This is a genomic window from Mesorhizobium sp. ArgA1 (assembly GCF_053714375.1).
Genome location: NZ_JBSKBQ010000009.1, coordinates 1 through 19,198, shown reverse-complemented (window position 1 = coordinate 19,198; position 19,198 = coordinate 1). Strand labels below are relative to the sequence as shown.

General features: G+C 63.3%; 27 protein-coding genes and 1 riboswitch. Of the genes, 11 read left to right on the top strand and 16 right to left on the bottom strand.

The features are described from left to right. Positions 1-393: 393 nt before the first annotated feature. On the bottom strand, positions 394-1,245 hold the full coding sequence (locus ACWGTI_RS19615; RefSeq protein WP_454588637.1) for a hypothetical protein: 852 nt from the start codon (positions 1,243-1,245) through the stop codon (positions 394-396). A 181-nt stretch (positions 1,246-1,426) separates the two neighbouring features. On the opposite strand from ACWGTI_RS19615, the gene ACWGTI_RS19610 reads away from it, so the two are divergent. Further along, positions 1,427-2,725, top strand: a complete 1,299-nt coding sequence (locus ACWGTI_RS19610; RefSeq protein WP_454588636.1) for a DUF763 domain-containing protein — start codon at positions 1,427-1,429, stop codon at positions 2,723-2,725. A 237-nt stretch (positions 2,726-2,962) separates the two neighbouring features. Continuing rightward, a complete protein-coding gene (locus ACWGTI_RS19605; RefSeq protein WP_454588635.1) occupies positions 2,963-3,271 on the top strand; it encodes a hypothetical protein in 309 nt (102 codons plus the stop codon). A gap of 66 nt (positions 3,272-3,337) precedes the next feature. Here the strand turns inward: ACWGTI_RS19605 and ACWGTI_RS19600 are convergent, their stop codons facing one another. From ACWGTI_RS19600 to ACWGTI_RS19590, 3 genes are all read right to left on the bottom strand, one after another. Then, a complete protein-coding gene (locus ACWGTI_RS19600; RefSeq protein ID WP_454588634.1) occupies positions 3,338-3,937 on the bottom strand; it encodes a DUF6456 domain-containing protein in 600 nt (199 codons plus the stop codon). Positions 3,938-4,186: 249 nt separating this feature from the next. Continuing rightward, on the bottom strand, positions 4,187-4,873 hold the full coding sequence (locus tag ACWGTI_RS19595; RefSeq protein WP_454588633.1) for a GcrA cell cycle regulator: 687 nt from the start codon (positions 4,871-4,873) through the stop codon (positions 4,187-4,189). Between the two features lie 84 nt (positions 4,874-4,957). Next, complete coding sequence (locus ACWGTI_RS19590) at positions 4,958-5,299, bottom strand: hypothetical protein (RefSeq protein WP_454588632.1); 342 nt, start codon at positions 5,297-5,299, stop codon at positions 4,958-4,960. Positions 5,300-5,379: 80 nt separating this feature from the next. Here ACWGTI_RS19590 and ACWGTI_RS19585 point away from each other — a divergent pair, with 80 nt between their 5' ends. Both ACWGTI_RS19585 and ACWGTI_RS19580 read left to right on the top strand, forming a co-directional pair. Next, on the top strand, positions 5,380-6,042 hold the full coding sequence (locus ACWGTI_RS19585; RefSeq protein ID WP_454588631.1) for a LexA family transcriptional regulator: 663 nt from the start codon (positions 5,380-5,382) through the stop codon (positions 6,040-6,042). A 10-nt stretch (positions 6,043-6,052) separates the two neighbouring features. Further along, on the top strand, positions 6,053-6,400 hold the full coding sequence (locus tag ACWGTI_RS19580) for a hypothetical protein (RefSeq protein WP_454588630.1): 348 nt from the start codon (positions 6,053-6,055) through the stop codon (positions 6,398-6,400). Positions 6,401-6,421: 21 nt separating this feature from the next. Here ACWGTI_RS19580 and ACWGTI_RS19575 read toward each other — a convergent pair whose 3' ends face one another. The 4 genes from ACWGTI_RS19575 to ACWGTI_RS19560 all read right to left on the bottom strand — a co-directional run bounded on the left by ACWGTI_RS19575 (position 6,422) and on the right by ACWGTI_RS19560 (position 9,782). Next, positions 6,422-7,426, bottom strand: a complete 1,005-nt coding sequence (locus ACWGTI_RS19575; RefSeq protein ID WP_454588629.1) for an ABC transporter substrate-binding protein — start codon at positions 7,424-7,426, stop codon at positions 6,422-6,424. Then, positions 7,423-8,205: an ABC transporter ATP-binding protein gene (locus ACWGTI_RS19570; protein WP_454588628.1), complete on the bottom strand. Its 783-nt coding sequence runs from the start codon at positions 8,203-8,205 to the stop codon at positions 7,423-7,425. The genes ACWGTI_RS19575 and ACWGTI_RS19570 overlap by 4 nt, the downstream gene beginning before the upstream one ends. Next, entirely contained in the window at positions 8,202-8,999 is a 798-nt protein-coding gene (locus ACWGTI_RS19565) for an ABC transporter permease (protein ID WP_454588627.1), read from the bottom strand. The genes ACWGTI_RS19570 and ACWGTI_RS19565 overlap by 4 nt, the downstream gene beginning before the upstream one ends. Before the next feature lie 174 nt (positions 9,000-9,173). Continuing rightward, positions 9,174-9,782, bottom strand: coding sequence for a YkoF family thiamine/hydroxymethylpyrimidine-binding protein (locus ACWGTI_RS19560; RefSeq protein WP_454577374.1), 609 nt, complete (start codon positions 9,780-9,782; stop codon positions 9,174-9,176). Beyond that, positions 9,773-9,885: riboswitch (TPP riboswitch) on the bottom strand. It overlaps the preceding gene by 10 nt. A gap of 209 nt (positions 9,886-10,094) precedes the next feature. Between ACWGTI_RS19560 and ACWGTI_RS19555 the strand changes: the two genes are divergently transcribed. Further along, positions 10,095-10,460, top strand: a complete 366-nt coding sequence (locus tag ACWGTI_RS19555) for a hypothetical protein (RefSeq protein WP_454588626.1) — start codon at positions 10,095-10,097, stop codon at positions 10,458-10,460. 142 nt (positions 10,461-10,602) lie between these two features. Here the strand turns inward: ACWGTI_RS19555 and ACWGTI_RS19550 are convergent, their stop codons facing one another. From ACWGTI_RS19550 to ACWGTI_RS19540, 3 genes are all read right to left on the bottom strand, one after another. Then, positions 10,603-10,842, bottom strand: a complete 240-nt coding sequence (locus ACWGTI_RS19550; protein ID WP_454588625.1) for a DUF2934 domain-containing protein — start codon at positions 10,840-10,842, stop codon at positions 10,603-10,605. Positions 10,843-10,934: 92 nt separating this feature from the next. Further along, positions 10,935-11,138 carry a hypothetical protein gene (locus ACWGTI_RS19545; RefSeq protein ID WP_454577377.1) on the bottom strand — a complete coding sequence of 68 codons (204 nt, stop codon included), beginning with the start codon at positions 11,136-11,138 and terminating at the stop codon, positions 10,935-10,937. Positions 11,139-11,236: 98 nt separating this feature from the next. Further along, positions 11,237-11,566 carry a DUF1236 domain-containing protein gene (locus tag ACWGTI_RS19540; RefSeq protein ID WP_454588624.1) on the bottom strand — a complete coding sequence of 110 codons (330 nt, stop codon included), beginning with the start codon at positions 11,564-11,566 and terminating at the stop codon, positions 11,237-11,239. A 200-nt stretch (positions 11,567-11,766) separates the two neighbouring features. Between ACWGTI_RS19540 and ACWGTI_RS19535 the strand changes: the two genes are divergently transcribed. Next, positions 11,767-12,126 (top strand): DUF982 domain-containing protein, encoded by a 360-nt coding sequence (locus ACWGTI_RS19535; protein ID WP_454588623.1) that lies wholly within the window; start codon positions 11,767-11,769, stop codon positions 12,124-12,126. On the opposite strand, the gene ACWGTI_RS19530 is transcribed toward ACWGTI_RS19535, so the two are convergent. Further along, positions 12,086-12,385, bottom strand: a complete 300-nt coding sequence (locus ACWGTI_RS19530) for a hypothetical protein (protein WP_454588622.1) — start codon at positions 12,383-12,385, stop codon at positions 12,086-12,088. The two genes, ACWGTI_RS19535 and ACWGTI_RS19530, sit on opposite strands and share 41 nt — an antisense overlap. A gap of 173 nt (positions 12,386-12,558) precedes the next feature. Here ACWGTI_RS19530 and ACWGTI_RS19525 point away from each other — a divergent pair, with 173 nt between their 5' ends. From ACWGTI_RS19525 to ACWGTI_RS19515, 3 genes are all read left to right on the top strand, one after another. Continuing rightward, positions 12,559-12,831 (top strand): hypothetical protein, encoded by a 273-nt coding sequence (locus ACWGTI_RS19525; RefSeq protein WP_454588621.1) that lies wholly within the window; start codon positions 12,559-12,561, stop codon positions 12,829-12,831. A gap of 97 nt (positions 12,832-12,928) precedes the next feature. Next, complete coding sequence (locus ACWGTI_RS19520; RefSeq protein ID WP_454577382.1) at positions 12,929-13,213, top strand: PRC-barrel domain containing protein; 285 nt, start codon at positions 12,929-12,931, stop codon at positions 13,211-13,213. Between the two features lie 102 nt (positions 13,214-13,315). Continuing rightward, the gene (locus ACWGTI_RS19515; RefSeq protein WP_142870100.1) at positions 13,316-13,465 is read left to right on the top strand and encodes a hypothetical protein; all 150 of its coding nucleotides are present in this window, start codon (positions 13,316-13,318) and stop codon (positions 13,463-13,465) included. A gap of 119 nt (positions 13,466-13,584) precedes the next feature. Here the strand turns inward: ACWGTI_RS19515 and ACWGTI_RS19510 are convergent, their stop codons facing one another. The 4 genes from ACWGTI_RS19510 to ACWGTI_RS19495 all read right to left on the bottom strand — a co-directional run bounded on the left by ACWGTI_RS19510 (position 13,585) and on the right by ACWGTI_RS19495 (position 16,119). Beyond that, complete coding sequence (locus tag ACWGTI_RS19510) at positions 13,585-13,803, bottom strand: hypothetical protein (protein ID WP_454588620.1); 219 nt, start codon at positions 13,801-13,803, stop codon at positions 13,585-13,587. A 265-nt stretch (positions 13,804-14,068) separates the two neighbouring features. Beyond that, positions 14,069-14,476 carry a hypothetical protein gene (locus tag ACWGTI_RS19505; protein ID WP_454588619.1) on the bottom strand — a complete coding sequence of 136 codons (408 nt, stop codon included), beginning with the start codon at positions 14,474-14,476 and terminating at the stop codon, positions 14,069-14,071. Positions 14,477-14,665: 189 nt separating this feature from the next. Beyond that, complete coding sequence (locus ACWGTI_RS19500) at positions 14,666-15,439, bottom strand: hypothetical protein (RefSeq protein ID WP_454588618.1); 774 nt, start codon at positions 15,437-15,439, stop codon at positions 14,666-14,668. Positions 15,440-15,882: 443 nt separating this feature from the next. After that, positions 15,883-16,119 carry a hypothetical protein gene (locus ACWGTI_RS19495; protein WP_454588617.1) on the bottom strand — a complete coding sequence of 79 codons (237 nt, stop codon included), beginning with the start codon at positions 16,117-16,119 and terminating at the stop codon, positions 15,883-15,885. Between the two features lie 218 nt (positions 16,120-16,337). Here ACWGTI_RS19495 and dinB point away from each other — a divergent pair, with 218 nt between their 5' ends. Next, positions 16,338-17,579 (top strand): DNA polymerase IV, encoded by a 1,242-nt coding sequence (dinB, locus tag ACWGTI_RS19490; protein ID WP_454588616.1) that lies wholly within the window; start codon positions 16,338-16,340, stop codon positions 17,577-17,579. Between the two features lie 169 nt (positions 17,580-17,748). Continuing rightward, positions 17,749-19,125, top strand: a complete 1,377-nt coding sequence (locus tag ACWGTI_RS19485; RefSeq protein WP_454588615.1) for a sensor histidine kinase — start codon at positions 17,749-17,751, stop codon at positions 19,123-19,125. Positions 19,126-19,198: the final 73 nt, after the last annotated feature.

Here is a 19,198-nt window from a genome sequence, read left to right as displayed (position 1 = left end):
AGGGCGCCCCTTCCGGGATGGGTCGCGAAAGAGCGACGCCTTGCCGAGAGACGGCTCCATGTAGAAGCCGAAAGATTGGTTGCCGCCTTCGTCAGTACGGTCCCGCAACAGATAGACCGATGTATAAGGCGTAGCCGCGCTTGAACTGCGCTAGGTACAAGCTCATCAAATTCAAGCCGTGCATTTGTTCCGTGACCGCACCCCGATCGTGGTCCCGGTCTCGGTCGTGACACGTGACCAACCATTTCGCGACGCCAAGACTGCCATGTCTTCATTAGCGGCCGGCTCGCCTACCGCGACCGCCACCATCTGGCGACGCCGTTTGCGGAATCGCTGGAGCTGGAACGGGCGCTATTTTAGGAGGGGGTGGTAGAATGAAGAGAATGGCCGGCGCTACCCACCCCGCCCCATCATCCCCTCGAACCCATCCGCCAAGTTCGCCGCCGCCTCCACCAGCATCGAGCGCACGCTTTTCGGGCGGCCGGGGGTCGGGTTAGCGTCGAGCAGCACCGACTGGCCCTGGTGGATGACGAAATCGAATTTGCCGTAGTCGAAGCCGAGTTCTTCGCGCAGAAGGCGCAATTCGTCGGGCACCGGCACCGGCTCGCGCCTTATCGTCTCGGAGGCTTTGACCACGGCGTTGGGCGAAACATAGCGCGCGCAGCGTTCGTGGGTCCCGCAGAACACCCAGATGCGGGTGCCGAAACCATCGGCGACGATTTCCGGGATGAATTTTTCCACCACCAGATCGGGCCGTTCGAGCAGCTCGGGGGGCACGTCGCTACGCGCGGCGAAAACTTCGTAGCGGGGCATTTCGCGCACGCCTGGGAAAGGTGTGGGGCGGCCGCGGCGCGCGGCGCGCAGATTGAAGCGTGCTTCGGGCAGGCCGTGGTGGTTGAGGTTGCTCTTGACGATCACTGGCCCGCGCCAGCCGTCGCCATCGCGCAGCAGCGCCTGGCTGATGCGGCGCTTGGAAATGTCCGAGACCGCAAGGTTCAGACAGAACGGAAAGCGGACGGCATAGTCGACATAGGCTTGCGGCACGATGGTGGCGTCGACATGCAGGATGGCGAGATCGGCATCGGGCGGTTGCGACAGGCCGCAAAGCCGCCTCACCCGGTGGCCGCGCCGCTCGAGCTCGGCCAGAATGTCGAACAGCATGTACGGGCTGTCGCGCCGGCGCAGCGGGTGCCACGGCGTCTGGAACCGGTCGTATTCATGCGTGACCACAGCGATGTGCGCCACGTGTGCTCCCCCAAGCGGCGACGCGCATATTCAAACGGTTTTGGTGGGATCGCAAGGATGCCGCAGGCGGGCGACAGCCGAGCGAAAAGGCGCAGGCACCTGCCTGCTTGCAAATCTCAACCCAAATGCCATCTAGATCACAGGCGCACCGTCGGTGCGCCGCCATCCACGGAGGCGAAATTTGACGCAGCGAAGCGGCAGTGCGGACCTGCCGCTGCATGGCGGGCGGGTGCCGAAATGGTTGGGCGACCGCATGACGCGGCTGGGCGCGGTGCTGTGCGAGGCGATCATCCATCACTATGGCCGCGACGAGCTGTTGCGGCGGCTGGCGCATCCCTTCTGGTTCCAGTCCTTCGGCGCCGTGATGGGAATGGACTGGCACTCCTCGGGCATCACCACCTCGGTCGTCGGCGCGCTGAAGCGCGGGCTGAACCCGCTTGCCGGCGAGCTCGGCATCCATGTCTGCGGCGGGCGCGGCGCGCATTCGCGCAAGACGCCGCAGGAGCTGACGGCGATCGGCGAGCGCGTGGGCATCGATGGCGCGGCGCTTGCCACCGCCAGCCGCCTTGTCGCCAAGGTTGACAGCGCCGCCGTGCAGGACGGTTTCGACCTCTATCTGCACGGCTTCATCGTCACCGACGACAGCCGCTGGGCGGTTGTGCAGCAAGGCATGAACGGCGAGAGCCGCCAGGCGCGCCGCTACCATTGGCTGTCGGAAGGGCTGACCAGCTTTGTCGACCAGCCACATGCGGCCATCGAGGGCGAGACCCAGGGCGAGATCGTCAACCTCACCGACCATCGCGCCGAGCCGTCACGGACCGGGCAGCTCGACCTGCTGAAGACCATGAGCCCGGAGCGGATTCTGGACGAGCTTGCCGTGCTGGAGCCGCCGACGAAAGTACCGCCCGCGAAACCGGCCGCCCAGCCGATGCTGCCCAATCTGGTGATGCCGGCACACCACGACGTGCGCGAGAGCGACATCGTCATGCACCGGCTGCACGGCAACATCTCGGCCGCCATCGAAAGCGGGCCGGCCGATTTTCCCGGGCTGCTGCTGGTGCCTGGCGTCGGCGCGCGCACGGTGCGGGCGCTGGCCATGGTGGCCGAAGTGGTGCACGGCGCGCCTTGCCGCTTCTCCGATCCGGCGCGCTTTTCGCTCGCCCATGGCGGCAAGGACCGCCACCCGTTCCCGGTGCCACTGAAAGTCTATGACGAGACGATCGCGGTGCTGAAATCGGCCGTCGGCAAGGCGAAGCTCGGTCGCGAAGAAGAGCTTGGCGCGCTGCAACGGCTGGATGGCGAAGCGCGGCGGCTGGAGCGCTATGTCACCGGGCCGAGCCTGAAAGAGATCGTCGCCGGCGAGTTCGACCAGTCGCATCTGCTGGGAGGGCGCAGCGTGTTCGGGTGGGAGAAGGCGCCGGAGGCTGGCGAGGCGGCGAAGCCAGACAAGAAAGGCGCCTGGAGCAGGTTCAGAGATTGATTCACTGAACCGCCCCAAGCGCTTGTTTTTATACGGTCCCTTGCTGGTTCACATGCTGGGTTTGATAGCTGGGACAGCTAAGGGTTCAAGATCGAAGGGATGATGCTGACAGGTGGCTACGGTGGCTACCCTCATCCCGCGTGCACCCGCGCGCAGGGGTGTTCACATCTTGCAAAACTTTGGAACGAGGTTGCGTCTCGGGGATTGTATTAGATCAACCTTGAATAGGAGGCAGCCATGAAAAAGCTCCTGCTTGCTTCGATTGTCGCTATCGCCGCAGCCTCGGCGATGGTCGTCCCGGCGAGTGCCGGCGGGCGCGTCGTGATCGGCATCGGTAACGGCTATGACGATTCTTATAATGACGGATATCGCGACTATTACGGCGATCGCTACGTTGCTCGCCCCTATTATCAGTATGATACCTACGACAACAGCTACAGGTATCACAGGTACCACAGGCATCATCGCCGCTGCCACATAGAACTGGTCAAGCATTGGCGCCATCACCACAGGATCGTTGAGGAAGTCCGCGTTTGCGAATGGTGATCCTGGTAGCGTGAACGGGTCCGGCCGGCATTTGTCGGCCGGCTGCTTTTCTGCGTGATCGCTGGCCTATCGCGGCTTGCGCATCAGCATCATCCCGTAATGCACGGCCAGCAGGTCGAGCCCGATCTTCAGCAGCTTCACTACCACATCCCGCCCCTCGCCGGTGCGCTCGGCGAGCGACTTCACCGACTGGCCTTCGAGGCAGATCTGGCGCACGGCGTCGGCCAGTTCCCAATGCGCCAATGCGGCATTGGCGCCGGCATGGGCGCGGCCGGCGTTGAGCATGCGGTCGGGGACGCCGCCATTGATGCGGCTTGAGTCGACGCGTTCTTCCCACGGCATCGGCCGCAGCCCTTCGCGTGAGGCGCGCTCGAAATTATCGCGAAAGCGCTGACCGGCCTCGCGCTGCTGACGCGTCAGCGAGGTGATTCCCACCAGCGGATCGACATTGCGCACCCGCACGATGCCGCCGGTCGTGGTGTAGCCGTCATTGGAGACCTCGTAGACGCGACGCGCCTCTTCGGTGCCAACACTCAGCCGCTTGCGGCCGAAGCGGTCGTCCTTCAGAGCGAAGTCATGGCCTATCTCGCGGCGGATACGCACCTGCTCGGCCTCGTCCTTGGGCAGTTTTGGCGGTTTTGCTTTCTGCGCGGCTTTTTTGCTCATCGGGTGGTCCTTGTTGGGGATTGAGTGTTGAACTGGACTTGAGTTCCTCGCCCCATGAAATGGGGAGAGGTGGCCCGGCGAAGCCGAGACGGAGAGGGGCAGCGCGGCGGCTGTGAACCAGCTCTCACCGAGCACGAAGCCCTCGTTCCTCACGGTTCTGGCTTCGCGGACGTCGTCCCCCTCTCCGTCTCGGCTTCGCCGAGCCACCTCTCCCCCGCGTTGCGGGGGCGAGGAACCGAGCCTAGCCGCCTAAACCATTTCGGCCACGGGCCGGTGGAAGCGCGCCTGGTGGTAGGCGCAATAGCTCTTCAGCGCCCTTGTGCGCAGGCCGCAGCACAACATCTCCGGCCCCGGCCGGCTGCCGGGAGCATCGTTTTCAGGGTCTTCTTCGAGCGTCAGGTCGAGCGGCGCACGGCAGCGGTCGAACAGGCAGTCGATGAGGCGCATGGCGGCGACATGCGGCTGGCGCCCGATGGTGGCAGGGCGCGGCGCCGGGATCTTGAAACGGTAGATTTCGCCATCCACCACCAGCCGCCCCTCACCCGGGATCGAACGCGCCGGCCGAGGCGACAGCGGCTTGGCCAGTGGCTGACGGACCGGTCTGGCGACATGCGAGGGTGGTATTGCGTGCTTCGAAGCGTCTGGCCGCCTTGCGAGCCTGCTCGGCTGCACCGGCGCGCTCTTGGGCGTATTCTCATTGGCCGCAGTCTTCCCTGTGGCATTCTTCCTCGGCCGGCCGCCGGATCGGCCACCCTTGGGTTTGGCGAAGCCGATGGTCTTCAGCGCAGCGTTGCGGTGGACGATGCCGATGATGGCGTTGCGCGAGACCGGGCTGCCGCGCAACGCCGTAAAGCGGACGGCGATTCTGGTTGCCGACAGACCGTCTTTCAACCAGACGGCAATCTCCTGCAATTCGGTGTCGGTATAGGCAGTCATGTCGGATCCATTGATTTGCGCGCAAAGGCGAGCGCTCGGCCTGAAGGCCGGGCAAGGTTCAAATGAGTGTGTGGGTTGGTGTCGTCAGGCGGCCGGCAGGGTGCCGGCGGCGAGGCGCTGCAATGCGGCTTCGGCCGCCACTCTGGTGAGGCCGGAAACCGCTCTGCCCGTCAGCCGGTCGAACAGGATGACGGTGCCGTCTTCGGTGCGGATACAGGAGACGCTGCCGGCATCGGCGGCGCCCTGATGCAGAGAAGTGGCCGGAGCCGGGAGAGGAACGGCTCCGGCCGTTCCGGTCGACAGGGGGAGTTCGACCGGATCCGGGGCAAAAGCCCCGGTTTGCGTCCGGACCGGGGAGGAGGACAGCCCGGACGATTGGAGAAAGCTGACGATGCCTGCGGAAACGCTTGCGGTTTGTTCGATCATGCGCTAAGCGTACGATATGTACGAAACGCACGCAAGCGAAATCGTACAATACGGACGATAAATTTCAGGCAATTTGTACGATGAAGGAACCGAGGCACAGATTGCAGCAGGCGCGGGCGGAGGCGGGTTATGCCTCGCCGAGCGATGCCGCGCGGGCATTGCGCGACATCAACAAGAACACGCTGATCAGCCACGAGAACGGCAACCGGCCGCTGTCGCGCAAGGCGGCGGAGAAATATGGCCGTCTGTTCGGCGTCGATCCCGGCTGGCTCTTGTTCAATGGCGAGGGCGGCAGCCTTTCGGGCGGCCATTTCGGCTTTGACGAGGCGGGCCGGCAGATCCCGATGCCGTCGCTGGCCACGGTCGACGTGCCCATCGTCTCGTGGATCAGCGCCGGCGAACTCGGCAGCCAGGACATGGTGGTCAATCTCAGCGACTATCCGACCATCCCAACCACCGATCTCGAGCAGGGCCAATGGATCGCGCTACGCGTCGACGGCCCGTCGATGAACAAGATCTCGCCGCCGGATTCGATCATCTTCGTCAATCTGCGCGACAAGCGTCTGGTGACCAATGGCTGCTACGTCATTTCGGACGAAAGCGGCCAGGCCACCTACAAACGCTATCGCCCCAACGAGAACCCGCCCTTCCAGCCGGCCTCCTACATGGACATCCCGCCGCCGGCGCTGGAAGGCGCCATCACCATCATCGGCCGGGTGAAGCGCTCGATGATCGATATGTGAGGGCCAAGCGATGAAACCCTACAAGGTCATCTACCATCAGGGCGGTACGGTCGGGTGGAGCACCAAGGCGATGAGAGGCACGGCCGAGGTCAGCGAGCGGGGGCTGACGATCACCGGCGCCAAAGTCACGATCGACATCCCCGCTAGCGACATCCAAAGCGTGGAGTTGTTCCGGATGTTCGGAACGGGAAGCATGCTCAAGATCGTCCACGATGGCGGCACGCTGTTTGTCACCGTAATCCGCTTCATGATCGGCCAGTTCGCGACGGTCAATTTTTTCGCTACCGGCGCCTTGCAGCAGCGGTTGCTGGCATTGACCGATCCTGCACCCAAGGGACCGTGGACGCACAGCGGCTGAGATATCTGCTCGCGAAAACCGTTATCCTAAAAACTCATTGCTGAAATACGCTCCAAAATCGGGCTTCACTTTCAACGCCTTGCCGTCGGCGTCGAGCAGGATGCCGGCGGTGAAGAGGTAGTTTCCGATCGCCTCGATCTTGGCCTTGTCGATGGTGCCGATGACGCCGGCCTCGCTTCTGAGGAGGTGACCGTCGACCAGCATCTTCAGCGAGGCGTGGATCAGGACCGGGTCGGTCAGAGCATCCTTGTTGGAAGCGATCAGCAGATCGCCGGCTTCCTGCGGGTGGTCGACGGCAAACTGATAGCCGCGCCGCGTTGCCTCGACGAAGGCAGACGCCGCCTTAGGGTTTGCCTGGAGATAGGCATCGCTTGAGGCGATGACGGTGGTGTGCTCGTCGGGCACGCCGTAATCGGCGTAGCGGAAGCTGCGCTGCCTAATGCCTTTCAGCTCGGCGTCGACGCCTTCCCAGGTCGAGACCTCCAGCGTGAAATCGACAGAGCCGTTGGCCAGCGCCTCATAGGCCGAGGTGCCGAGCGTCACCGTCTCGAAACTGCCCTTGCCGCCATCGTGGCGGATGATGGTCGAGATCAGAGTGTTTTCCCAGGCGCTGCCGAAGCCGCCATAGGTCAGGCCGTCAAGATTCCTAGGGCTCTTGATCTCGCTGCGATCCGCGTTGAAGACCAGCCGACCGGTCTCCTGCTGCACCACGGCATAGACCGCCTTGAGATCGGCGCCGGCGGCGCGCTGGGTGAACAGGCCAACGCCGGCAATGCCGAAATCGGCGACGCGGCTGGCGACCAGCGTGCCGGCGCCGGTGTCGCCATAGGGCAGGATGTCAACGTCGAGCCCGGCCTCGTCGTAGAAACCCTTGTCGCGGGCCACGAACAGGCCGATGTGGTTGGTGTTGACGGTCCAGTCGAGCGCGACGGTGATTTTTTGCGCAGCCGCGTGAGCGCGCGAGGCCAGCGGCAGTCCGGCAGCCAGCGTCAAAAGCAGGGCTTGCCGGCGGGTGAAGTCGGTCATGATGATCTCCTTTGGAGGGTCTGCGGGAACGAGGCTCGGTCAGCCCCGGGATTGAGCAGCGTGTCGAGGATTTCGGCTTGGAGCACCGCTGCCTGGCGCGCGGCATCGCCGCCGGTGGCGCGCGGGCGCGGCAGCGGCACGGCGATCTCGCTGATGATGCGGGCCGGCCGCGCCGACAGCACATAGATGCGATCGGAGAGGTACACGGCTTCGTGCACATCATGGGTGATCAGCAGCGCCGTCCAGCGGTGGCGCCGCCACATGCCTTCCAGCCAGCGCTGCATGGCCGCGCGTGTCAGTGCATCCAGCGCGCCAAAGGGTTCGTCGAGCAGCAGCATGCCGCGCCGTTGCACCACGGTGCGCAATAGGGCGGCGCGCTGGCGCATACCTCCGGAGAGTTCCGCTGGCCAGGCGCGCTCGAAGCCGGCAAGGCCGAACTCGGCAAACAGCGGCGCGACCTGCTCGCGGGCGGCGCGGCGTGGCACGCCCTGCACTTCCAGCCCCAGCGTCACATTGTCGATGACGCGCCGCCACGGCATCAGCGCATCGCGCTGCGGCATGAAGGCGAACGGGCTGCCCTGCAATGGCGCGCCGTCGAAGCGCATTTCGCCCTCGCCTTTCAGCGCGCCGGTCAGCAGTTGGAACAGCGTCGACTTGCCGGCGCCGGAGGGGCCGAGGATGGAGACGAACTCGCCGGCCGCGACATGGAGCGAAATGCCGGCAAGCACCTCCAGTGCACCGAAGTTTTTTCTGACATCGCGGAGTTCGAGCCGCGTCATTGGCGGCTCTCTCCCGAAGGCTTGCGGTCGCGGCTGTCGTTCCCGGCATTTTCCCAGGGCATGGCGAGGCGCTGGATGAGCACCGCAAGGCCGAACAACGCAAGCGTGAGCGCCGCGCTGACGGCGACCGCGGCCAACACCAGATCGGGGCGAAAATTGTTCTTGGCGTTGAGCATGTAGATGCCCAGCCCCTTCGCCGCCCCCGCATATTCGGCGAAGATCGCGCCGACCACGGCATAGGTAATGGAGATGCGCAGCCCGGCGAAGAAATAGGGCAGCGCGGAAGGCAGCCGCGCCAGCCAGAAGATGCGCCAGCGCCCTGCCCCCATGGCGGCGAGCATCTGGGAAATCTCCTTGTTCGTCGCGGCGAACCCCTCGACCAGCGCCACCATCATCGGGAAGAAGGTGACGAGCGCGACCAGCAGGATCTTTGGCATCAGCCCGAAGCCGAACCACAGCACGATGAGCGGCGCGATCGCCACCAGCGGCAAGGTCTGGCTGACGATCAGCAGCGGGAAGAGCGCGCGGCGCAGCGGGGCCAAGAAATCGACCAGTGCCGACAGCACGAAGGCAGCCACCAGCGAGCAGGCAAAGCCGGCTGATGTGGCGCGGATGGTGGGAAGCGTGTTTTCGGCGAGTGCTGCGCGATTATCCCAGGCCTGCAGCAGCACGCGCGACGGCGCCGGCAGCATGGTGGGCGCCGCGCCGCCATAGCGTGCGTAGCACTCCCAGGCCGCGAGGAGCAGGGCGAAGGAAAGGGCGGCGGGTGCAGTTCTGGCGATGACCGAGGCCACAGCTGATCTGCCCCCTGGTGGGGGAGATTGGATGTCGCGTCCGCCTTCGCCAATCGCCGAAGCTTCCCCTTCGCCCTGCAGCTCAAGGTCAGATGTGAAGGCATCTCTTCCACGCAATGGGTTGGGCAAAACAGCCAGGGCAATTTCCCTCCACGGCACGCGAAAAAGCGCGGCTCAGACGGCGCTCGGGCTGTTCGCCGAAATCGTGATGTCGAGGGTGACATGGCCGGCGCCGGGGCCGAAGCGGCAGAAGGCCTCCGTGAGCGTTGCAAACACCGCGCCGGCATCGCCACGCAGTTTGGTGCAGAAGTTCTTTGAGCGATCAAAGACGCCGGACTGCTTCAGGAAATCGATGCAGCCATAGATCTCATCCATATGGTCGCCCGTGCCCATCACATAGAGCGAGAACTGCGCTGCCACCGGCTGGTCCGTCGATGGCGTCGCCTGGACGGCACGGATCGCGGCAACCTTGCGCTCGTCCAGCGGAATGGCGGGTCCGCCGGTCTGGTCGGAGCGGCAGATCGGATCGTCGGGCTCACCCGGGCAGCCGCGCGAAACCGCAGCCGAAAGCACGCAGTGCCTGCCGCTTTTGGCCGCCGCCACGAACAGGTCGCGCATGGCGGGGAACAGCACTTCGGGCGGCCCGACCAAAAGCGTCGAGATGTCGTCGGTCTCGATCCGCAGCCGGTCACGCCATGGATCGAGCGCGCCAAGCGCGCCCAGGATGACGCCGACGAAATCGTCGGTCATGGGATAAAGGGAAATCTGTGCGCCTGAAAACATCGCCCGCCTCGCTCCGCTGGTATTATCCAGATCAGCTTTAGGGTCCGAAGGCTTGCCGCCCGCATCTCAGCCCCGACCATACGGAGCACCCCTGTGGATGAGCGGGTTAAAGCACTGTTCGACGCATTGGGGAAGAGTCTTTTTTGAAACGTCACGGTGGGAGTGTTGGCCAGATTTCGCCTTCTCCCTTGTGGAAGAGGCAAGTCACGTCCCGCGCTGAACAGTTCAAATTGTACGAAGTCGGCTTGACGTTATTTCGTACATAAAGTACGATAATCCTTTCAACAATTCTTTTCAACAAGGGGGAATTCCGTGAGCACAGCGAACCATGCCGCCTTCGCCGACCTCTCCCGCCCGTTGTTGTCACTGCCACTGCTGCCGCCCTTGTCGCTCGACCAACGCGAACGCCTTGCCGGAGCTTGGCGAATGGCCAGCCAGGACATCGCCGACGATATCCGTTTCATCCGCCAGTATCTGAAGGTGATTGCCGAGAAGGAGGAGAGGCTGTCGACCGGCACGCTCGTTCACAGCCGCGCCTATGTCGAGGCCTGCGCCGGCTGGCTGCCGCAAACGGTGGCGCGCTATCTTCGGCACTTGCGCCAGATCACCGAATGCGAACTGGCCATGACAGCTGCCGGTATCCGCTTTGCTCTGTCGAGTTATGCCTGGGAGGCATGAGACGCGGTTTGCCCTGTCGCGAAAAAACAAATTGCGCTGCCGTTGCAGTCGCAATTCGTCAGGTTGAGAGTCTCGGGCTCAACGGCGAGCGCCAAGGATGGGCCCGCCGCGCGATTTCAGCCTTGCCCTGTTTCGACTTGACCTATTTCGACTTGGCCTTGCCGGACTTTGCAGCTGCCGGCTTTGCGGCCTTTGGCTTGGCGTCGGCCTTGGCGGGCTTCGCAGCAGCCTTCTTCGCCGCCTTCTTCGGCTTGGCGGCTGCGCCATCGATTTCAGCCGTGGCCTGTTCCCAGTGCTCCTGATGCGCACCTTCGGGCCGGCCGGCGTTTTCCCAAATCTCGTGCGCCCGCTGGCGAATACGGTCCTGTTTGTCGTCCGTCACTTAAGCCTCCGTGGTTGGGTCCGATCGGTTGGTCCAGATTCCACGAAAACATTAGCCGAAAATTCAGCCGGCGTCTTGAGGGACGAGACGTCTCAGTGCTGATCCGAAACCACGGCGACGCCCAGTAGCGCTGCCTTCTTGACAATCAGCCCGGCGAGGTCGGCATCCGAACGATCCGTTCCGGTGCGCTCGCGCAGGAGCGCGATTGCTTCCTTCATTGACAGCAGCGCGGTGCTGCGCTCGGCCAACAGCTTGTCACAACACGCCGCCACATTTGTCTCGACATGCGGCAACATGGCAATACTCCTTTCTTTTCGTCCTTCGGCCCTGCCGCCCTTTGGGAAGAACGACAGGGCCGGTATCACCGATAAATAGTCAGGTCGGTTGTCGAGCGTTACTCGACCACCTCGACAATTCTTCGCGTGCTGGGATCGACCAGCACGGTGTGGTTGTCGACGACGGCGTATCTGTACTGAACGTCAGGAACCTCCTGCAACTCGACAGTGTCGGGCAAGGCGGAGCCGACATTCAATTCGACGCCGAGCAGATTGATCGACGCAAGCGGATGTTTCTTTACGTATTGGCGCACGACCGTGCGCTGTTCGGGGGTGATGATCACCTGCTGCTGTGCCGGCTGTGTTACGATGACCTCATCGGCGGCGGCAACGCCGAGGCCGGCGATCATGGCGAGCCCGGCGACAGCGGGAATAAGGACGGTTTTCATCTTCGTCTCCTGTCGTTGTGTGCGAGCTCCGCCGTGTCCCCGCACGAGGCGAAAACAGCACAAATCGAGATGGCGGGCTCCTGGAGGCAAACGCCGCCAGTACGGTCTTGTTCCGCAAGCGGCTACTACTTCCGGTCATGTCAGCTGGAACCGCATCGGCATGATTGGCATTGAAGACGATCCCTCAGGAGACCTTCAATATGGACGATTTGCGGCTCCAAATTCCCGTGGCGATTGCGGTGGGCGCCGGCTTCAAACGCAACATCGCGACGTTGGCCGAGATGCATAATTTTCTTAAGGAATGGCCGCAGGCCAGACGCGGCAAAATCTACGACACGGCATTGAGGGCTTGCGAAAAGGCCAGGGCCGGACACTTGACCAAGGACCAGGCGCGGCGGGCTTTCACAGCCTTTGCCGAAACGGCCGGCATTGCCTGGACCGGCATTGATCCGGTGACTGCGCTACGCTTGGCCAAGGCTGGAACCGGCCGGCTTCGGCACACAAGGGCCTCAGCCGAGATCATTGCTTCGGCGGCTGCACAGGCACCTCGCCGGGCTTGATCACCGGCGTCTTGCCCTGATCCGGCGGCGGCTGCGTCATGCCCTGATCCCCGCTGGGCGGCGGCTGCAGCACGCCGCCGCAAGAACCAAGATCGGTAGTCGAATTGCCATTGCCGTCATCGCCGGGAGGCGGCTGCTGGCCGCCATCCTGGGGCTGTGCCTGGCAAGGCACGGGAGGAGCTCCCTCGCCGTTGTCTTGCGCGGCGGCAGGGCCGGCAAGGGCCAGCAGAGCGCACGGCAAGAAAACAAGAATCTTCATTGTCCGTCTCCGTCCGGAATCGTCTTCGTTTTGGCAAATGCAGCCCAGCGGCAATTGGTTCCCCCCAGTGGTTCCAGGGCATTCCCCAAGCAAGGTGGACCGGTTTCGGGAACCTGCTTGCCAGCGGCGAGTTCCACTTCTCGATGCAGAGGACCGACCCAGGGAGAAAAATTATGGACCCGCGTAGAAAGCGAAGCGACGAAGTGGAAGCGCCGACACCGCGCCAGCAGGACTGGGATGCGCTGCGTGGCGCAAGGATCCTGCCCGACGGAGCAGATGAGGAAAGCCTGCCGGACACCACCGGTGTCGAGAAGGAAGGCGACCTGCCGGAGGAAGACGACGACAACCCCTATCAGGACAGTGACGATGCCTTGCCCGACGATGCCGAGGAAGCCGCCATCGGTCGCGACCCGGCGCGGCGCGGTGGTCCTTTCGACGAGGTGTAGGCCCGAAGCTGTCTGCACCGGACTTTCGTGGTGTTTTACCGGAACCCTTCGCCTGTTCGCTGGTTAGGAAATTGTCCGAACCCAGAGGAGATCGATCATGGATCACACCAATCACGCACGACTTGCCAGCACGGAACTGACGCCCGACATACTCGAAGGCGCGACCATCTATGGTCCTGACGATAAGAAGATCGGCTCTGTCGATCATCTGCATGGCAGTCAGGTTGTCATCGACGTCGGCGGCTTTCTTGGCATCGGCGCCAAGCCGGTGGCTGTCGCCGCCAGTCAGCTTGACTTCATGCGCGACGAGGATGGCGACGTCCACGCCGTCACCAGCTGGACCAAGGACCAGCTCAAGGCGATGCCGGAGCATCGCGACTGATATTTTTCGAAGGGTCGGGCTGCGGCCAGGCCCTTCCTTCGTCACGCCAGTGCGCCCTGGCGGTTTGGCTTCAGCGGCGCCCTGGGGATCAGGGAGAGACCGATGATCAGAAAACTCAAATCAGGAAAATATCGCCTCTATTCGCGCAAGGTCGATGAAAAGACCGGACGGCGACGCAACCTTGGCACGTTCGACAGCCGCGAGGCGGCCGAGAAACACGAACGCGAAGTCCAGTATTTCAAGCGCCATTGAGATCGCTCACCCGACCTCTTCAAGCGCGCAAGCAATCGCCCGGCGCTGAGCGCGCGCGCACGCTTCGGCCGGCCGGCAACCGCCGGCGCTTGAAAGCCGACGGCGGGGCAATCGGGCCTTCAGTTCGCGGAATCGCCGAGTGCTTCGGTGACGAAGGACGCCGCAATCAGATCGTCGGCGTCGAGGCGTAGGGACCCTTCGCTGCCCCCCATAATGGCTGCGACCTTCTGGAATGTCTCCATCTCGTATTCGGTAATCCTGGCATTTCGCATCCTGGCTTTCAGATCGGCGACGCGTCTGCCCAGCGAGGCGGACGCCCCGATTTCTCTTTTCGACATGGTGCCGTGCTCCTCCCCAACCCTGTTTTGCCCCTTGCCCGCTTAGCTGTACCCAGTGCTGCCTATTTATAAGGCAGCACGAATACAGTCGCGGCAACGCGCGGTACCAGGGAAGGTTCCAGCGCCAAATGGTCACTAAATAATACGGGAGGGCCGGTAGCCGACGCGACCGCGCGCGCTGCAACCGCTGGCTGCAGCCATCAGGCCAACCGACCCCGTCGCTATTCGCGACGCGGGTCAGACTTCAATCGCCTTGCGCGGACAGTCAGCGAGAAACCGACGGCACGGCTGCGGCCGAACGTGCCGTTTCGGGTGAGAACACCACAAAAGCAAAGACCAGAACAGCGGCGGCGACGATGAGCGAGCCGCCGGCAACGACAGGCTCAAGCGCCGGGTTTCCCTGCAGCATCACGTAGAGGGCCGGCAGCATGATCACCACGCCAACCGTATAGAGCCAGTAGTGGATCATGGCGACGCGGCGTGCCGCCTTTTGCGGATTGAGCGCGTAGTAGCCGCCGAAGATGGCGCTCGTCACCCAACCCAGCAGGTTGATATGCGCATGCGCCGGGAAGGCGCTGTGATCGCCTGAGATCGCCATCTGCAGGCCAGCCGCAATTCCCAATATCAGGAACACGATGGCGGTTTTAAAGAAAAGTTCCGAAACCCTAGGCATGTCGTTTCTCCCCTATGCCGTCTACCCCAACATTGCGAAGACTACACTCGGGAGTGAAGATTTTCCATGCCGTACTTGGGGTTAGCACCGCTTTTCCCTTGATATTGGCAGTTCCCTCGTGCCGGCAAAAAAACCGCCGGGGCGAACCCCGGCGGCATATAGATTGGGCCGTTTCAGCCGCGATCGGCTTTACGGCGTTGGCGCAGGTGCCAGCTTGGCCGCCATCTGGTCGATCTTCTCGGCAAGCACGCCGTTGGCCCAGTCGGTGACCTCGGCGTCGACCGGCTTGTTGGCCATATCGGCGAGTGCGTCATCGAGCGATGGGATGTCGGTGACAGCTGTGTCCGCCGCCGTCTGCGCCGCGGCAGCTGCTGTCTCAGCATCCGTGACCGCAGCTTCCAGATCCGCGATCGTCGCGTCCTGTGCCGCCTGCTCCTCGGGCGTTGGAGGCGTAATCGCGTTCGCCGCGTCGAACACCGCCTGCTGGGCCGTCACCGCGTCCTCGGCCTCCGTCACCGCCGCATTTGCTTCCTCAAGCGCAGCGGCGGCGAGCTTGGCGTTCGCGGACGCCGTCACATAAGCCTGAACGCCGGCGAACTTCTTGCTCTTGGAGTTCATATAGGCGTTGATGTTGCGTTGCAGCGAGTTCAGCCGGCCAAGCTTGGCATGGATGTTCTTTTCCTTGGGCGTCGCGGCCACCTCGACGTCATCGACGTCAGCCACGTCATCGGTCGAGGCCTTCTTTCCAGCATGAGTCGATGCCGACTTGCCATGCGAAGCGCTGTCGCCGGATTTGCCGCTATTGCCGTTGCCGCCCCCATTGCCGTTGCCGCCGCCGTTACCGCCACCATGGCCGTGGCCACCGCCGTTACCGCCACCGTTGCCACCGGCACCAGCCAGGGCCGGAGAGGCCAGGAGCGCAAACGCGGCAAGCGCCGCCAAAAGAGTTTTTCGGGATGTCATGATACCTCCTCGGGGGATAGCCGCCACCGCTGACTCGCTATAGCAGCGCCATATGAGAATTTGCTAATTCGATGGAGTAAACTTTAGATAAATGTGGTTGCGATACGCGACAATCGGCTTTGCAAAAAGGTTGGGCAAATCTTGTAACCAATTGATATATAAATATAAATATGAACACCCTTGGGCGAACCGGCCCTTTGCGCGACTGACGCCCTATACTGATCAGACCTTAGGCCTAAATGCTGGGATACTTAGGTCGCAACCAGTGGAACCCATGACCGTCGTCGCATAACTTATCGAGCAGTATCGAACACAGATTTGACATCACCTGCCGGCCATCAACTTAATGATAAAGCTTCCAGAACGCAGCCTTCGGCGCATCGGTGATGGTCAATTGTCGCCCGGGACGGACGGCCTTTTTTCAAGCGCTTGCGGCATTGAGCCTATGGCATCAGCAGGATATCGGCGCCCGGCTGTTCGTCGAACAGCACCGCACAGCCGCGTCCCAGCGCTACCGCCGACAGCGCGTTGGCGACTGCCTCGTCCGGCGACACAAAATCACCCGTCAGCACCCGCAACTCTTCCACCGCCTTGGCCATAGACACGCAGTGCCCGGCAACGCGATCGCTCGTACAAGCGTCAATGACGCTGACGAGGTCGCTCATCTCGAACTGGCCCATACCGGCCTCCACGAAACAATGTCCCATCGAGACAATCAACGCCGTGGCGAGAGACAATGTTCCCTGCATCCGGCGGCAAGGCAAATCGACGGCCGGATCTCCTGCGAAGGTTAAACGCCACGCTTGACAGCGGACCCTGTTTGTTCTCTATTTGTTCTGAAAAGCCACCCCTCGCAACAGACGCGGCTAATGCTGCAACGCCTAAAGGAACGGCCGGGATGGAACCGACCATCCTGCATGCGGATCTCGATGCCTTCTATGCCTCGGTCGAGCAGCTGCTCGACCCGTCGCTCAGGGGCAAGCCGATTGCCGTCGGTGGCGGGGTCGTGCTGGCCGCTTCCTACGAAGCCAGGGTTTTCGGCGTGCGCGGCGGGATGCCGGGACGACGCGCGCGGGAGCTCTGCCCGCAGTTGATCTTTGTTGGCGGAAATTTCGGCGAGTACCAGAGGATGGGCGATGCCGCGATAAAAGTGCTCGACGATTTTACGCCGCTGGTCGAGCGCATCTCCATCGACGAGGCCTTTGCCGATGTCGCCGGCTGCACGCATCTGTTCGGGGCGCCGGCCGAGATCGCCGCCACGGTGCGTCGGCGTGTGCGGGCCGAGCTCGGCCTGCCGATCTCGATCGGCGTGGCGCGCACCAAGCACCTGGCCAAGATCGCCTCGCAAGTGGCGAAACCCGACGGGCTGGTGGTCGTCGATCCGGAAACGGAGCTCGCCTTCCTGCACGACCTGCCGGTCGGCTTGATGTGGGGCGTCGGCCCGGCGACCAAGGCGCGGCTGGCCGAGATCGGTGTCGAGACCATCGGCCAGCTGGCCAAGACCCATAGCGGCGCGTTGCGCCGGCTGCTTGGCCCCGCCGCCGGCGAGAAGCTGGCATCGCTGGCATGGAACCGCGATCCGCGAAAACTCGAGACGCACCGGCGGGCGCACTCGGCCGGCGCACAGTCGGCACTCGGCAAGCGGCCGGCCGAGGCCCATGTCTTCGGACCTGTTCTTCTGCATCTGGCGGACCGGGTCGCCAGCCGGCTCAGGGCGAAATCGCGGCCCGGCCGCACGGTGACGGTGCGGGTGCGTTTCGCCGATCTGCATGCGGCCACGCGCTCGGTGACGCTCGATCAGCCGATTTCGGCAACCGCGATGCTGGCCGAAATCGCCGAGGAGCTGGTGCGCGGCGTGCTGGCCGCCAACCCGCGGGAGAAGACCATCTCGCTGCTGGCGATCTCGGTGTCGCAGTTGGAAGAAAGTGCCGAGCTGCAGCTCGAGTTGCCGCTCGGCCTCGATGACGAGAAGCAGCGGCCCGGCAGCAAAAAGGGCCTGGCGCGCTTTGGCGCCGACCGCGCCATCGACAAGATCCGCCAGCGCTTTGGCAAAGAGGCGGTCGGCTATGGCGCGGTGGCGCTGGAAGCCCGGCGCTCGGTTCCCGACGCCTTCCGCGAACTGGCGGAGAAGGAACTGTGAGACCTATCGGCCGGTGCGCCAATAGCAGGAGCATCACCCTTGGCACGCCAAACTTTCCATGGGCGTAAAATCTTGCACAGGCAATGTCGCAAACGCCGCTGTGCCTCTATAACAGGCCGGGTGGGAAAGGTGGATCGTGCGATTGCTTGGGGTTTTCCTGGGAGAATTCTTGCAGCGGTGGGGCAGACTATCGCTGGCCCTGCAGTTCCTCATTGCCGGCGGTATCGGGCTGCTGGTGGTGATGCTGGTGGTTGGCCTGTGGGTGACTTCGCAGATCCGGCAAGGCGTCATGCGCAATTCCGCCGCGACCACGGCGCTCTATGTCGACAGCGTGATCGCGCCGCTGTTGCCCGACATGCGCAAAAGCCGCGAGCTCGACGACACCGTCAAGCGGGCGCTGGACGAGACGCTCGACCAGGGTGCACTCGGCAAGCGGCTGGCGTCGTTCAAGCTGTGGCGGCGCGACGGCACGATCCTCTACGCCAAGGATACGACGCTGATCGGCAAGGTGTTCGAGCCGAACGCCAACCTGGTCGCCGCCTTCAGCGGCAATGTCGTGGCCGAGTACAACGACCTCGATGACGACGCCGAGAGCTCATACGAGAAAAAGACGGTGGCTGGACCGCTGCTGGAAATCTACAATCCGATACGCGAACCCTGGTCGGGCGAAGTCGTTGCCGTTTCAGAGTTCTACGAGGTTGCCGACGACTTCGAATCGACTCTGAACGTCGCCCTGTGGCAAAGCTGGCTGGTGGTGGCCGGCGCCACGGCGGCGGCATTGGCGCTTTTGTCGGGCATCGTCTTTCGCGGCAGCCGCACCATTCAAACCCAGCGGACGGCGCTTGAGGCCAAGATTGCCGAATTGCGGGCGCTGCTGTCGCAGAATTCATCGCTGCGCCAACGCGTGCAGCACGCCTCGCGCCGCGCCGCCGCGCTCAACGAACGCTATCTCAGGCGCATCGGCGCCGATCTCCACGACGGGCCGGCCCAACTCGTGGCGCTGGCGGCACTCAGGATGGACAGCCCGATCCTGCTTGATCCCGGCGCCTCCACCGCGCTGCGCGAAGCCGAGATCGCCGACATCCACAAAACGCTTGACGAAGCTATCCACGAGATACGCGGCATCTGCAACGGTCTCGTCCTGCCGCAGATCGAGACGGCGGCGGTGTTGGACATATTGCGGCTGGCGGTCGCCGAACACCAACGGCGGACCGGAACCTCGGTTTTGCTGACGCTGCCGAAGCGCTTGCGCGAACCCGGTCCTTCCGAGAAGATCAGCATCTATCGTTTTGTCCAGGAAGGCTTGAACAATGCCTATCGCCATGGAAAAGGTCGGGATCAGGCGGTGAAAGCGGCAATGAAAGGTGGCAAGCTGTTCGTCGAGGTGCTGGACGGCGGTCCCGGATTCGACCCGGCAAGAAGCGAGGGCCTTGGCCTCGCCGGTCTCCGGGAGCGTATCGAGAGCATAGGCGGCCAGTTCGAAACCGTATCCGGCCCACAAGGCACACGACTGGTGATATCATTGTCCATCGAGGAGCAATCGTGACCCACGCCATCCGCATTGCCATTGTCGACGACCATCCATTGTTTCGCGAGGGCGTAGCGCGCAGCCTCGGCGA

Coding starts and splice junctions, on each gene's coding strand:
- ACWGTI_RS19520 (WP_454577382.1), top strand. CDS start 12,929: ATGGATCACACCAATCACGCACGACTTGCCAGCACGGAACTGACGCCC.
- ACWGTI_RS19580 (WP_454588630.1), top strand. CDS start 6,053: ATGAAACCCTACAAGGTCATCTACCATCAGGGCGGTACGGTCGGGTGG.
- ACWGTI_RS19585 (WP_454588631.1), top strand. CDS start 5,380: ATGAAGGAACCGAGGCACAGATTGCAGCAGGCGCGGGCGGAGGCGGGT.
- ACWGTI_RS19540 (WP_454588624.1), bottom strand. CDS start 11,566: ATGAAAACCGTCCTTATTCCCGCTGTCGCCGGGCTCGCCATGATCGCC.
- ACWGTI_RS19590 (WP_454588632.1), bottom strand. CDS start 5,299: ATGATCGAACAAACCGCAAGCGTTTCCGCAGGCATCGTCAGCTTTCTC.
- ACWGTI_RS19495 (WP_454588617.1), bottom strand. CDS start 16,119: ATGGGCCAGTTCGAGATGAGCGACCTCGTCAGCGTCATTGACGCTTGT.
- ACWGTI_RS19530 (WP_454588622.1), bottom strand. CDS start 12,385: ATGAAGATTCTTGTTTTCTTGCCGTGCGCTCTGCTGGCCCTTGCCGGC.
- ACWGTI_RS19515 (WP_142870100.1), top strand. CDS start 13,316: ATGATCAGAAAACTCAAATCAGGAAAATATCGCCTCTATTCGCGCAAG.
- ACWGTI_RS19600 (WP_454588634.1), bottom strand. CDS start 3,937: ATGAGCAAAAAAGCCGCGCAGAAAGCAAAACCGCCAAAACTGCCCAAG.
- ACWGTI_RS19595 (WP_454588633.1), bottom strand. CDS start 4,873: ATGACTGCCTATACCGACACCGAATTGCAGGAGATTGCCGTCTGGTTG.
- ACWGTI_RS19535 (WP_454588623.1), top strand. CDS start 11,767: ATGGACGATTTGCGGCTCCAAATTCCCGTGGCGATTGCGGTGGGCGCC.
- ACWGTI_RS19575 (WP_454588629.1), bottom strand. CDS start 7,426: ATGACCGACTTCACCCGCCGGCAAGCCCTGCTTTTGACGCTGGCTGCC.
- ACWGTI_RS19560 (WP_454577374.1), bottom strand. CDS start 9,782: ATGTTTTCAGGCGCACAGATTTCCCTTTATCCCATGACCGACGATTTC.
- ACWGTI_RS19570 (WP_454588628.1), bottom strand. CDS start 8,205: ATGACGCGGCTCGAACTCCGCGATGTCAGAAAAAACTTCGGTGCACTG.
- ACWGTI_RS19505 (WP_454588619.1), bottom strand. CDS start 14,476: ATGCCTAGGGTTTCGGAACTTTTCTTTAAAACCGCCATCGTGTTCCTG.
- ACWGTI_RS19605 (WP_454588635.1), top strand. CDS start 2,963: ATGAAAAAGCTCCTGCTTGCTTCGATTGTCGCTATCGCCGCAGCCTCG.
- ACWGTI_RS19500 (WP_454588618.1), bottom strand. CDS start 15,439: ATGACATCCCGAAAAACTCTTTTGGCGGCGCTTGCCGCGTTTGCGCTC.
- ACWGTI_RS19525 (WP_454588621.1), top strand. CDS start 12,559: ATGGACCCGCGTAGAAAGCGAAGCGACGAAGTGGAAGCGCCGACACCG.
- ACWGTI_RS19510 (WP_454588620.1), bottom strand. CDS start 13,803: ATGTCGAAAAGAGAAATCGGGGCGTCCGCCTCGCTGGGCAGACGCGTC.
- ACWGTI_RS19545 (WP_454577377.1), bottom strand. CDS start 11,138: ATGTTGCCGCATGTCGAGACAAATGTGGCGGCGTGTTGTGACAAGCTG.
- dinB (WP_454588616.1), top strand. CDS start 16,338: ATGGAACCGACCATCCTGCATGCGGATCTCGATGCCTTCTATGCCTCG.